At 37.4% G+C, this 12476-nt stretch carries 12 protein-coding genes; 7 read left to right on the top strand and 5 right to left on the bottom strand.

What is annotated here, in order from left to right:
• From ABXZ36_RS01910 to ABXZ36_RS01920, 3 genes are all read left to right on the top strand, one after another.
• Nucleotides 1–1143, top strand: a complete 1143-nt coding sequence (locus ABXZ36_RS01910) for an AEC family transporter (RefSeq protein WP_354613769.1) — start codon at nt 1–3, stop codon at nt 1141–1143.
• A gap of 121 nt (nt 1144–1264) precedes the next feature.
• Entirely contained in the window at nt 1265–2362 is a 1098-nt protein-coding gene (dinB, locus tag ABXZ36_RS01915) for a DNA polymerase IV (protein ID WP_354613770.1), read from the top strand.
• A 303-nt stretch (nt 2363–2665) separates the two neighbouring features.
• Nucleotides 2666–3178, top strand: a complete 513-nt coding sequence (locus ABXZ36_RS01920) for a PAS domain-containing protein (RefSeq protein ID WP_354613771.1) — start codon at nt 2666–2668, stop codon at nt 3176–3178.
• Between the two features lie 73 nt (nt 3179–3251).
• Here ABXZ36_RS01920 and pyk read toward each other — a convergent pair whose 3' ends face one another.
• The 5 genes from pyk to ABXZ36_RS01945 all read right to left on the bottom strand — a co-directional run bounded on the left by pyk (nt 3252) and on the right by ABXZ36_RS01945 (nt 7603).
• Nucleotides 3252–4688, bottom strand: coding sequence for a pyruvate kinase (gene pyk / locus ABXZ36_RS01925; protein ID WP_354613772.1), 1437 nt, complete (start codon nt 4686–4688; stop codon nt 3252–3254).
• A gap of 3 nt (nt 4689–4691) precedes the next feature.
• On the bottom strand, nt 4692–5156 hold the full coding sequence (locus ABXZ36_RS01930) for an IPExxxVDY family protein (RefSeq protein WP_354613773.1): 465 nt from the start codon (nt 5154–5156) through the stop codon (nt 4692–4694).
• A gap of 106 nt (nt 5157–5262) precedes the next feature.
• Entirely contained in the window at nt 5263–6003 is a 741-nt protein-coding gene (gene rnc / locus ABXZ36_RS01935) for a ribonuclease III (RefSeq protein WP_354613774.1), read from the bottom strand.
• Nucleotides 6004–6010: 7 nt separating this feature from the next.
• Entirely contained in the window at nt 6011–7261 is a 1251-nt protein-coding gene (gene fabF, locus ABXZ36_RS01940; RefSeq protein ID WP_354613775.1) for a beta-ketoacyl-ACP synthase II, read from the bottom strand.
• Between the two features lie 108 nt (nt 7262–7369).
• Nucleotides 7370–7603 carry an acyl carrier protein gene (locus ABXZ36_RS01945; protein ID WP_009778413.1) on the bottom strand — a complete coding sequence of 78 codons (234 nt, stop codon included), beginning with the start codon at nt 7601–7603 and terminating at the stop codon, nt 7370–7372.
• 157 nt (nt 7604–7760) lie between these two features.
• On the opposite strand from ABXZ36_RS01945, the gene purN reads away from it, so the two are divergent.
• The 4 genes from purN to ABXZ36_RS01965 all read left to right on the top strand — a co-directional run bounded on the left by purN (nt 7761) and on the right by ABXZ36_RS01965 (nt 11768).
• On the top strand, nt 7761–8327 hold the full coding sequence (purN, locus tag ABXZ36_RS01950) for a phosphoribosylglycinamide formyltransferase (protein WP_354613776.1): 567 nt from the start codon (nt 7761–7763) through the stop codon (nt 8325–8327).
• The gene (rnhA, locus tag ABXZ36_RS01955) at nt 8320–8796 is read left to right on the top strand and encodes a ribonuclease HI (protein ID WP_354613777.1); all 477 of its coding nucleotides are present in this window, start codon (nt 8320–8322) and stop codon (nt 8794–8796) included. The genes purN and rnhA overlap by 8 nt, the downstream gene beginning before the upstream one ends.
• A 103-nt stretch (nt 8797–8899) precedes the next feature.
• On the top strand, nt 8900–9826 hold the full coding sequence (locus ABXZ36_RS01960; RefSeq protein ID WP_354613778.1) for a PfkB family carbohydrate kinase: 927 nt from the start codon (nt 8900–8902) through the stop codon (nt 9824–9826).
• A 43-nt stretch (nt 9827–9869) separates the two neighbouring features.
• A complete protein-coding gene (locus tag ABXZ36_RS01965; RefSeq protein ID WP_354613779.1) occupies nt 9870–11768 on the top strand; it encodes an amidophosphoribosyltransferase in 1899 nt (632 codons plus the stop codon).
• Nucleotides 11769–12476 lie beyond the last annotated feature (708 nt).

Raw genomic sequence — 12476 nt, forward strand, 5'->3', positions numbered from 1 at the left:
ATGGATATCAATTTACAAAAAACGCTTGTTTTCATAAGTTTTATAGGGATTGGATTATTGTTGAAGGTTAAATTTAATTCCAAGGAAGAGTTAAACGGTCTTAAAAAAATAATTCTAAATTTGGCATTGCCAGCCACTATTTTTATCGCCCTAATGAGTGTTGAAATAGAAGGAAAGATGATTCTTTTACCTCTTTTGGCGTTGGCCCTAAATATTTTTCTCTTTTATGGATTTCCTTATCTACTTCCATTTACGGGTGTTATAAAAGATACAGCGGAATATCGCACGGCGCGCTTGTTGATACCCTCGTTGGCTCCTGGACTATCTTGCTTCCCTTTTGTTATGGAATATTTAGGAGAGGACTACTTGGCAAAAGCTGCAATCGCAGATTTGGGCAACAAAATTTTTGTACTATTGATACTCTATATGGTAGCCATGAAATGGTATTACCATAAAAGGAATACCACAGCTATTGAAAAAGGTACAAAAATAAAATCGTTGGTAATGACCATGATTTCCGAGCCCGTGAACATTTTTATTACAATAGCCTTACTCTTAGTGTTCCTTGGAATTTCTTTTGAGTCGTTACCTTTTTTCCTGAGTGAAACCCTTAGCCGTTTAAGTTTTATAATGACTCCTTTAGTGCTTTTATTTATTGGTCTGGCTGTACATATAAAAAAGAAACAATTTTCAAAACTGATTTCCTTGATGCTCCTACGAGCGGGTGTAGTTGCACTGTTTTGCGGTATGATTGCCTCAATTGCCAAAATAACACCTTCAAATGATCTCCTGCTATTACTAAGTTTTGGACTAAGTGCTTGTAGTTTTTGGCCTTTTGCCCATATATCAGCAGTGGATAGTCTAGAAAAGAAAATAGCCATCGGAAAGAAAACCTTCAATCCCAACTTCGGTATAAATATACTGGCGCTATCCTTCCCTTTTTCCACAATTATTATTTTGGTTATTCTTTCCAGCGGAAATACCTTCGCTTCAATTGGTGCTATTTTTTTGTTGGGTATTGGATTACTGTTTTTTGGCTTTGCCCCGTTTCTTTATAAAATAGCTCGTATCACAAGAAGACGTGCCATTAAAGAAAAAATTGAATGGATTCAGTATAAGACGGCTAAATCTGAATCGGTTTAACAAAGCACCTTGTTTAGATAAAGAATTATAGTGTTTATTGATATGCGTTACAACCATAGCAACGGTTCATTGCCGTTCTATACTTTGTCCCTATCCAAAATATATAGCTTAATTTTATGCCATGACCTATGATTTTCCTTTGCGCAAAATAATCCATATAGATATGGATGCCTTCTATGCTTCTGTGGAACAATTAGACAATCCGGAACTAAAAGGCAAGCCGTTGGCCGTAGGAGGGGGAGAAACAAGGGGCGTTGTCGCCGCTGCAAGTTATGAGGCCAGAAAATATGGAGTTCGGAGTGCAATGAGCGGCTATCTTGCCAAAAAAAATTGTCCTGAGCTTATCTTCGTAAAACCACGATTTGCTAGATACAAAGAGATCTCTAGTAAAATTAGAAATATCTTTTTGGACTATACAGATCTTGTGGAACCATTATCCTTGGATGAGGCATATTTGGACGTTACGGTCAATAAAAAAGGAAATCCCTCAGCTACCCTAATTGCCCAAGAAATTAGACAACGCATCTATGAAGAATTGAAGCTGTCTGCTTCGGCTGGTATTTCCATCAATAAATTTATTGCCAAAGTAGCAAGTGATATTAACAAACCAAACGGGCAAAAAACAGTCAATCCAGAAGAGGTAATGTCCTTTTTAGAAAACCTAGAAATTAGAAAATTCTATGGGGTAGGAAAGGTAACCGCTGATAAAATGTATAGACTAGGCATTTTTACGGGCTTGGACCTCAAAGGAAAATCTTTACCTTTTTTAGAAGAACATTTTGGGAAGGGCGGTACCTTTTACTATAATGTAGTTCGTGGGATACATCTAAGTCCTGTTAAACCCAATAGAATACCTAAGTCCGTTGGAGCGGAACGTACCTTTGATGAAAATTTAAGTAGTGAAATCTTTATGCTGGAGCGTTTAGACAGTATTGCTTTTGAACTAGAGAAAAGACTGAAAAAATCAAATATTGCCGGGAAAACGGTTACTTTAAAAATCAAGTTTAGCGATTTCTCTTTACAAACAAGAAGCAAAACCCTTCCCTTTTTTGTGGCGGACCAATCGCTTATATTAGAAACTACAAAAGAACTACTATATCAGGAAAAATTAGAAAACTCTGTTAGACTCTTGGGAATTTCGCTCTCAAATTTAAATACGGAGAAAAAGGAAAAATTACAGGATGAAGTTATTTCTGTTCAACTTCAATTCGACTTTTAAATATCATCCCAAGACAAATAAACGTGCTAAAACCTTCAGTAACCATTTAGACAATCCCGCTAATAACAACTGTTCCAAGATATTTATGGAAATTCTGTTGAATATTTAAGTGCCTTAATGGACTGAATATCTTCATTCATTAAACAGATTTGTTAATCAGTCCACAAAATTTCCAAATCATCCAAACTTTTTCTAATTTTGAATTAATATTGTCTAGATTAATGTTTTATTTCCTTAGTATTTTACTAATGGCATAAAAAATTGTGTAGATGTAATAGATGCTATCAGGTTAATAATTTACTAATGAAACATTACGAAAAAGCGATATCTAAATTTTACAATTCACTTCAGCTCAATCCTATCCCCTTACTTTCTTTAGATTTTTCATTGCCAAACTTTGGTAATTTCTGTAAATACCAAAATGACATTGATATACTAGATGCCATTGCGATAAAAAACCATTGGACACTTCAACCCAAGTTTAAACACGAACTTCAGGAAAAGGAACAAATTATTGTGGTTACAGATGCTACCCTTAAAATTGTGCATGCTACCAAAAATATTTTTGACATGAACGGCTATACTTTAAGCGAAGTCATTGGAAAAAAACCAAAGATGTTCCAAGGTGAGGGTACAGACAAAAATACCATAGCAACCATATCCAAAGCTGTGAAAAACCAATTGCCTTTTGAAGCTAGGGTATTAAATTACAGAAAAGACGGAAGCGAATATTGGTGCGATATCAAAGCACAGCCACTTTATGACCAAAAGGGGAGTGTGGTCAACTTCATAGCCTATGAGCGGGAAGTTGCGTAATACAAAATACATTAAAAAATAAACCCCCAACCATTATACATAGTTGGGGGTTTATTATGTTTGATAGTTATGCTTAAAGTGCCTCTATCTCTGTAACTCTTAAGGTATTTACCATTCCTTTATCCTTAATAGGCATGGCTGCTAAACTAATTAGCATGTCTCCTGGTTCTAAGAAGCCCTTTTCAACAGCGAGTCTATTTACATCCTCAATAGTTTCATCTGTAGAAACGTATTTGTCATAATAAAAAGCCTTAACACCCCATAAGAGGTTTAATTGTGTTAAAATTCTTTTGTTGGAAGTAAAGACTAAAATATGAGCACTAGGCCTCCACGCCGATATTTGAAAGGCAGTATACCCACTATTTGTCAAAGTTGATATCGCTTTAGCCTTGATCTCGTTTGCCATTAGGGAGGCATGATAACAAATGGACTTAGTTATGTATCTCTTAGTACGAATCTGTGGTGGATCCTGGGGAACCTTAATAAGATTGGATCCCTCAACACTTTTCAAGATACTGGTCATTTTTTCTATCACCTGTACCGGATAATTACCAACAGAAGTCTCTCCCGATAGCATAACGGCATCGGCGCCATCCATAACTGAATTGGCAACATCGTTTACTTCTGCCCTTGTAGGAGTTAAACTAGTGATCATCGTCTCCATCATTTGAGTAGCAATAATTACAGGAATCCTTGCTTTTTTAGCTTTAAGAACTAATTGTTTTTGTATCAAAGGAACTTCATGTGCAGGAACTTCCACACCTAGATCTCCCCTTGCAACCATTAACCCATCACAATATGCAACGATTTTGTCTATATTTTCTACAGCCTCAGGCTTTTCTATTTTTGCGATGATAGGGATTTTAACATCGGAATGTTCCGCTATCAAATTTTGAAGATCTATCAAATCTTGGCTAAAACGAACAAATGAAAGTGCAATCCAATCCACTTTTTCCTTTATGGCAAAAATGGCGTCCTTAATGTCCTTTTCTGTCAAGGCGGGTAAGGAAATATTCGTGTTCGGCAGGTTAACCCCTTTCTTCGATTTTAAAGGTCCACCTTGGATAACTTTGGCGCGAACCTCATCTTTTTTATTCGTCGTCATCACTTCAAACATCAACTTTCCGTCATCCAGCAGGATGAGCTCTCCCGGATTTACATCTTGAGGAAAAGTGCTGTAGTTCATGTATACCCTTTCGGCATTCCCTTCAAAAGGCTTCCCGGTCACAAAGGTTATCTCATCTCCTGGAGATACTACAACTTCACCAGCCATTACACCAACCCTAAGTTTTGGACCTTGTAAATCTCCTAAAATAGAAGTATTGGTACCCATCTCCTCGTTTAGTTCACGGATCATTTTTATACGTTCCGAAACATCTTTATAATCAGCATGTGAAAAGTTAATCCTAAAGACGTCTACTCCAGCTTCGATCATTTGTCGGAGCACCTCTTTCTTACTAGTTGCAGGCCCTAGAGTAGCGACTATTTTTGTCTTTTTATTGCTTGGCATTGTTTAAAAAATTAAGTTGTTTCTTGATTTCAGTTTTTTGTTATCCACGGTATATGCGGTAATTACCTTCGGTATTTTCAATATCCCTTTTACAATAGCTTCGCAAGTACCTACCTCATCCATTTCTATCTTTAAGAAGTAATCCACGTCCTTACGCTCGGGCACTAAGTAATGGGTTCTGTAGGATGGTTCATTCCCAAATAGGCCTTCTCGAACTAAATTTTCTTCTTTGATACTATAGTTTGTTATGAGGGTCCAATTGGCATCGTGTACGATATCTTTCCATTCGAATATGGGGAAAGAAATGCTTTTGGAAATATCCAAGTCGTATTTAGATCTTCTTAATTTTGATTTAAGACCTATGTTAAGGGCATAAACCAAAGCAAAATCTTCCAAACTACTGTGTAATGCGATCAATGCATACGAATCCTCAAAAAAGTCTTCGGAAATTTTGTGAATGGCTGCCATAACTTGTAAGCAAAGCGTAAATATATGATTTATAACGCAAGAAACATAACCCAGTAAAATGTTTAAGAGCCTTTAAATCAGCGAAAACGATTGAGTTAGGGTAAATTTATTCGGATTTATCTATTTTGTTCTGCAATGCGAAATATGCCCTCTTGGAGGCTCTTTCCTCTGCCTTTTTTTTAGAAGTTGCTCTTGCTTTTGCCACAACATGATTCCCTATGGTAAGTTTAACAGCAAAATGTTTAAGGACATCTTTACCTGTATCTTCATAAACATTATAATTGAACGTCTTTTTCTGCTTTTGGCACCATTCTATGACCAAACTTTTATAACTGATAACCTTACCTTCCAATTGCTCTATATCTACATACGGGCTTATAACTCTTAAACTAATGAATTTCTCACAGTATTTATACCCCCTATCCAGATAAATGGCTCCAACCAGAGCCTCAAAAACATTTCCATGAATGTTGTCCCCAAAATGAGATCTTGGTATTCTACTTTCTACAAAATCAATAAGGTTTAAATCCTTTCCCAATTCATTTAAATGTTCCCTACTAACAATTTTGGATCGCATTTTGGTCAAGTACCCCTCATCTCCTTCTGGAACCTCATTGTAAAGGTAACGTGATATGATGGTCCCCAGCATTGCATCCCCTAAGAACTCTAAGCGTTCATAGTTCATGGGATTTCCCTTAGCATCTTTTTTATTGGAGGAGCGGTGAAGAAATGCCTTTTTGTAGATGTCTAATTTCTTAGGCTTAAAACCTAAAATCTTAGTCATCCCCCCAAAAAAATCCCCATCCTCTTTAGGATGGGAATTGAATATATTGGAAGGAAAGTTCATTCTTTGGTTAACTTATTTTTTTAAAAACAACACAAGCGTTGTGTCCCCCGAATCCGAATGTATTACTCATGGCCACATTAACTTCTCTTTTCTGTGCCTTGTTCAAAGTAAGGTTAAGGCTTGGATCTATATTCTCATCTACCGTAGTATGGTTGATGGTTGGTGGCACCAAACTGTATTTCATGGCCAGTATGGAGGCAATGGCCTCTATAGCCCCAGCTGCTCCCAAAAGATGGCCTGTCATGGATTTGGTGGAATTGATATTTATATTTTTAGCGTGTGCCCCGAACACCTTGGTAATAGCCTTTAACTCTGCCACGTCTCCCAATGGCGTTGAAGTACCATGTGTATTAATGGCATCAACATCTTCTGGCTTTAACCCAGCATCGCGCAAGCAGTTCTCCATGACCCGTACTACACCTATGCCATCTGGGTGTGGTGCTGTCATATGATATGCATCACTAGACATACCGCCACCTACAATTTCAGCATATATATTTGCCCCTCTTGCCTTGGCATGTTCGTATTCCTCAAGAATTAAGGCCCCAGCTCCTTCACCCAATACAAACCCATCCCTTGTGGCATCAAACGGTCTGGATGCTGTTTCTGGACTTTCATTTAGGGTAGACAACGCATGCATGGCATTAAAACCGCCCATTCCTGCAATGGTAACAGCTGCTTCACTGCCTCCTGTAACAATGACATCGCAATGGCCCAAACGGATATAGTTAAGGGCATCGATCATGGCATTAGCAGAGGAGGCACAAGCAGAAACCGTAGTATAATTAGGCCCCATAAATCCATGTTTTATGGAAATATTACCTGGTGCAATATCGGCAATCATCTTAGGGATAAAGAAAGGATTAAATCTTGGTGTGCCATCTCCAGCTGCGAAATTTAACATTTCGTTCTGGAAAGTTTCCAAACCTCCAATTCCCGCTCCCCAAATTACGCCTACACGAAATTTATCTATTTTATCAAGGTCTAATCCGGAATCTATAATTGCTTCATCCGAAGACACAAGGGCATATTGCGCAAACCTATCAAGTTTACGAGCCTCTTTTCTGTCAAAGTAATCTTCTGCGTTGAAATTCTTTAGTTCGCAAGCAAATTTTGTCTTGAATTTTTCAGTATCATAATATGTAATAGGTGCCGCACCACTTTTCCCACTTTTCAGACCTTCCCAATATTCTTGAATATTGTTGCCTATAGGGGTTAAAGCACCCAATCCAGTAACCACAACTCGTTTTAATTGCATTGAACCAATTTTTATTTTAGTATCTAAGACAAGTGTAAATTAAAAAAAATATCCATGCGACACTATTACCACATGGATATTTTAAATCTCATTCAAGATATCATAAAATTACTTTGCCTCTTCTATATAACTAATTGCTTGACCAACTGTTGCTATATTTTCGGCTTGATCATCTGGAATTTGAATATCGAATTCTTTTTCGAATTCCATGATCAATTCAACAGTGTCCAATGAATCTGCTCCTAGGTCGTTAGTAAAGCTTGCTTCCGCAACAACTTCGTTTTCATCAACACCCAATTTATCGACGATGATAGCCTTTACTCTTGATGCAATATCTGACATAATTATTCTTGTTTAAATATTTAATTGTTGGCAAAAATAAAAAACTTTGGATTAATTACACTATTTGCCGCTAAAATGTAGAACAAATTAATGAATTTAAATTCAAGAGTGTTAATTTAGCCTATAAATTTTTCCCTTCTGAAAGAAAATAAATTTCATGAAACGTATCGTCCTATTTGCTTCTGGATCTGGATCTAATGTTGAAAACATCGCCAGTTATTTCAAGAATAACCCTAAGGTGAGTATTTCCGCAGTATTAACAAACAAAAGGGATGCGAAGGTTTTAGAACGTTGCGATAGGTTGAAAATAAATGCGCTTTACTTTAATAGAACTGCCTTCTTAGAGAGTGATTGTGTTTTGGATATACTCAAGACAATCAAGCCAGATTTAATTGTACTTGCCGGTTTTCTATGGAAAATTCCAGACGCCCTAATTTTTCACTTTTCAGATAAGATAATCAACATTCACCCTGCTCTTTTGCCAAAATATGGCGGAAAAGGGATGTACGGAATGAAAGTTCACGAGGCAATTGTACAAAATAAGGAAACAGAAACGGGCATCACTATACACTTCGTAAATCAAAATTATGATGAGGGTGCCATCATTTATCAGGCAAAAACTACCGTTCTACCTTCGGACACAGCAAAGAGCATTGCACAAAAGGTACATGCATTGGAATATGAACACTTTCCAAAAATAATAGACTCCCTCTTGCATGGATAAAGCCCAAGTACATATTTATACCGATGGGGCTGCAAGGGGAAATCCAGGTCCCGGTGGATATGGAATTGTCATGGAATGGGTTGGTAAACCATATCGGAAAGAATTTAAACAAGGATTTAGACATACCACGAATAATAGAATGGAACTTTTAGCCGTGATTGAGGCCCTGAAAAGATTAAAAGTTCCCAGTTTAAAAATTAAAGTTTTCACAGATTCTAAATATGTAGTGGACGCGGTAGAGAAAAAGTGGCTGGATAGATGGGAACGAACCAATTTCAAGGATAAGAAGAATCCCGATTTGTGGAAACTGTTCCTAGTGGAATACAGGAAGCATGAAGTTAACTTCAAATGGATAAAAGGACACAACAACCACCCCCAAAATGAACGGTGCGATCAATTGGCTGTTGAGGCTTCTAAGGAATTGAACCTGCCCGAGGATAAAGGCTTTGAGAATTCCTTGCCAAAATAGAGCGTAGACTATATTCCGTAGCTATTTTTCGTCATGGTAATCTTTTCAAGACTTCAATAAATTCTTGGAAAGTTCCCCTTATATTTGCATCAAATTTTATTGGATGGGCAAATTATTGATTGTGGGCACGGTTGCCTTCGATGCTATTGAGACACCTTTTGGAAAAACGGACAAAATACTTGGGGGAGCAGCAACCTTTATTGGTCTAGCCGCATCACAATTTCAAGTGGACGCCGCAATCGTATCTGTAGTAGGGGATGATTTTCCTCAAGAATATTTAGACCTTCTATCTAGCAAGAACATAGACATCTCTGCCATAGAAATAGTAAAAGGTGGCAAAACCTTTTACTGGAAAGGCAAATACCATAATGATCTTAATTCCCGGGACACTTTAGCGACAGAATTAAATGTCTTGGCTGACTTTTCTCCCCTAGTACCTCATAATTACAGAAATGCCGAGGTAGTTATGCTAGGTAATCTTCACCCGAGCGTACAAAAAAGTGTCATTGAACAAATGGAAACCAAACCTAAGCTTATTGTTCTTGATACCATGAACTTCTGGATGGACAATGCCTTGAAAGAATTACTAGACGTCATTAAACACGTAGATGTCATTACCATAAATGATGAAGAAGCAAGACAGCTTACCAATGAGTATTCTTTGGTAAAGGCTGCCGCTGCCATACATAAATTAGGACCAAAATATGTTGTGATTAAAAAGGGGGAGCATGGAGCCCTCCTATTTAAAGAAGAAAATATATTTTTTGCCCCAGCACTCCCTTTAGAGGAGGTGTTTGATCCAACGGGTGCTGGAGATACCTTTGCCGGAGGGTTTGCAGGATACCTTGCAGAATCAAAAAACATATCTTTCAACAATATGAAAAGCGCTATTATTCACGGTTCCAACTTGGCATCATTCTGCGTTGAAAAATTTGGCACAGAAAGAATGAAAAGCCTTGAAAGGAAAGAAGTTACAAAACGACTAATGCAATTCAAGGAATTGACACAATTTGACATTGAATTACAATAATCTACGCCCTGTCTATTCAGGGCTTTTTTAATACCTATTTATCATGAGTGATGCCATTAAACACGAATGTGGAATTTCCCTTATCAGATTACTAAAACCTTTAGAGTACTATAAGGAGAAATACGGTACTGCCTTTTATGGGGTAAACAAAATGTACCTTATGATGGAAAAACAGCACAACCGTGGGCAAGACGGTGCTGGCTTTGCCAGTATTAAATTGGACATGACCCCAGGTGAACGTTATATGAGCCGTGTACGCTCTATCGCCCAACAGCCTATACAGGACATATTTGCGCAAATCAATGACCGCATAAATACCACAATGGTAGAGCATCCTGAATATGCGGATGACGTTGCAATGCAAAAAAAACATATCCCATATATAGGCGAAGTTCTTTTGGGACATGTACGCTATGGAACTTTTGGAAAAAACAGTATAGAGAATGTCCATCCTTTTTTAAGACAGAACAACTGGATGCACCGAAACCTAATTGTAGCTGGTAATTTTAACATGACCAATGTTCATGAGTTGTTTGACAACCTGATCCGCATAGGTCAACACCCAAAAGAGCTTGCAGATACCGTAACGGTAATGGAAAAGATCGGACACTTTTTAGACGATGCAGTTGCCAAACTATACAAAGAAATTAAAAAAGAAGGTTTCAACAAGCGCGAAGCTTCTGCTTTAATTGCAGACCGACTTAACGTTGCGAAAATTCTTAGAAAGGCAGCTAAAAACTTTGATGGAGGTTATGCTATGGCGGGCTTATTAGGCCATGGAGACGCCTTTGTCTTAAGAGATCCTTCTGGGATAAGACCTACCTACTTTTATCAGGATGATGAGGTGGTTGCCATTGCCTCGGAAAGGCCGGCCATACAAACAGTTTTTAATGTACGATATGAGGATATTCAGGAACTGGATCCGGGTAAAGCCATTATAATCAAGAAAAATGGCGAGGTAAAGCTTAAGCAAATCCTAGAGCCAAAAGAACGAAAAGCATGTTCCTTTGAGCGGATTTACTTTTCAAGGGGGAGTGATAAAGAAATATACCAAGAACGAAAGGAATTGGGTAAATTACTCTATCCACAAATTCTGAAGGCTATTGATGGCGATGTCAAAAATACTGTGTTCTCCTACATTCCCAATACAGCAGAAACCTCTTTCTACGGTATGGTGAAAGAAGCCCAAAACGATCTAAATAGACATAAGGAAAAGCAAATACTCGCTATAGGTTCCAAGATAACCTCTGAACAATTACATGAAATTTTAGAAGTTCGACCCAGAATAGAAAAAGTAGCTATTAAAGATGCCAAACTTAGGACCTTTATTACGCAGGACAGTAGTCGAGATGATCTCGTTGCCCACATTTACGATATTTCTTACGGTTCTGTAAAGGAAGGGGATAACCTGGTTATTATTGATGATAGTATTGTACGGGGAACAACTTTGAAAAAAAGTATCCTTGGAATCCTAGACCGATTATTACCTAAAAAAATAATCGTTGTGTCATCAGCTCCACAGATAAGATATCCTGATTGTTATGGTATAGATATGGCCAAATTAGAAGATTTTATAGCCTTTAGAGCGGCGTTGGCATTACACCAAGAAAATAACACCATGCACTTGGTTGAGGACATCTACAAGAAATGTATTAAACAGGTAAGTAACCAAGATAAAGACATCATCAACCATGTTATTGAATTTTATGCGCCATTTGCTGTAGAAGAGGTTTCTAAAAAAATAGGAGAACTCTTAAGCCCCGAAGGTATAAAAGCAGATGTCGAGATTATTTATCAAACAGTTGAAAGTTTACACCAGGCTTGTCCTAAAAATCTAGGAGATTGGTATTTTACAGGCGATTATCCTACACCAGGTGGTAATAGAGTTGTTAACAGGGCATTCATCAACTTCTTTGAAGGCAAAAACGAACGCGCCTATTAATAAAATTACCGATGAAATGCATATAATTGTGCATTTCATCGGTAATAATCGTATTTCGACTGATTTGTAATTTAAATGACACCTTACGCAAGTATTTTTAGAGCTACCATAGCATAAGTAGGTTAAGTTCATGGTAAGATTTGGGGCAAAAAAGGTGGAGACTTCTCCACCTTTTTTATTTTACACCCTTCTACTTCCTCAGGTGTAAACCACCTCTCCAATACCCTTTCATCGATAAAAAAGCATTTCGTCCCAATTTAAAAGGAATTAAACTAATAGATTGCCACGTTTCTACCCAATACTCTACTTTTGAAGGACCATAGCATAAGTAGGTTAAGTTCATGGTAAGATTTGGGGAAAAAGGTGGAGGAAACTCCACCTTTTTATTTTCACACCATCCAATCCCGCATACTTCTAAATTCTATCCTATTACCATTCATCGATATAAAAGCTTTTCATCGGGATTTAAAAGGGCTTAATCTAAAAGATTGCTATGTTTCTACCTAATGTACTACTTTCGAAGAACCATAGCATAAGTAGGTTAAGTTCATGGTAAGATTTGGGGAAAAAAGGTGGAGGAAACTCCGCCTTTTTTATTTCTGATAATCAAATCAATAGCTTCTCAGATTTGAGCAACAAGCAATATCCAAAATCAATCTTTCGAAAATTTATTCATTTTTCTTTGTTATCTCTCACAATACTAGTAAT

This window comes from Sediminicola arcticus (assembly GCF_040566695.1).
Taxonomy (GTDB): domain Bacteria; phylum Bacteroidota; class Bacteroidia; order Flavobacteriales; family Flavobacteriaceae; genus Sediminicola; species Sediminicola arcticus.

Excerpts from the sequence above, each read along its gene's own strand:
- ABXZ36_RS01910 (WP_354613769.1), top strand. The coding sequence starts at position 1 with ATGGATATCAATTTACAAAAAACGCTTGTTTTCATAAGTTTTATAGGG.
- dinB (WP_354613770.1), top strand. The coding sequence starts at position 1,265 with ATGACCTATGATTTTCCTTTGCGCAAAATAATCCATATAGATATGGAT.
- ABXZ36_RS01920 (WP_354613771.1), top strand. The coding sequence starts at position 2,666 with ATGAAACATTACGAAAAAGCGATATCTAAATTTTACAATTCACTTCAG.
- pyk (WP_354613772.1), bottom strand. The coding sequence starts at position 4,688 with ATGCCAAGCAATAAAAAGACAAAAATAGTCGCTACTCTAGGGCCTGCA.
- ABXZ36_RS01930 (WP_354613773.1), bottom strand. The coding sequence starts at position 5,156 with ATGGCAGCCATTCACAAAATTTCCGAAGACTTTTTTGAGGATTCGTAT.
- rnc (WP_354613774.1), bottom strand. The coding sequence starts at position 6,003 with ATGAACTTTCCTTCCAATATATTCAATTCCCATCCTAAAGAGGATGGG.
- fabF (WP_354613775.1), bottom strand. The coding sequence starts at position 7,261 with ATGCAATTAAAACGAGTTGTGGTTACTGGATTGGGTGCTTTAACCCCT.
- ABXZ36_RS01945 (WP_009778413.1), bottom strand. The coding sequence starts at position 7,603 with ATGTCAGATATTGCATCAAGAGTAAAGGCTATCATCGTCGATAAATTG.
- purN (WP_354613776.1), top strand. The coding sequence starts at position 7,761 with ATGAAACGTATCGTCCTATTTGCTTCTGGATCTGGATCTAATGTTGAA.
- rnhA (WP_354613777.1), top strand. The coding sequence starts at position 8,320 with ATGGATAAAGCCCAAGTACATATTTATACCGATGGGGCTGCAAGGGGA.
- ABXZ36_RS01960 (WP_354613778.1), top strand. The coding sequence starts at position 8,900 with ATGGGCAAATTATTGATTGTGGGCACGGTTGCCTTCGATGCTATTGAG.
- ABXZ36_RS01965 (WP_354613779.1), top strand. The coding sequence starts at position 9,870 with ATGAGTGATGCCATTAAACACGAATGTGGAATTTCCCTTATCAGATTA.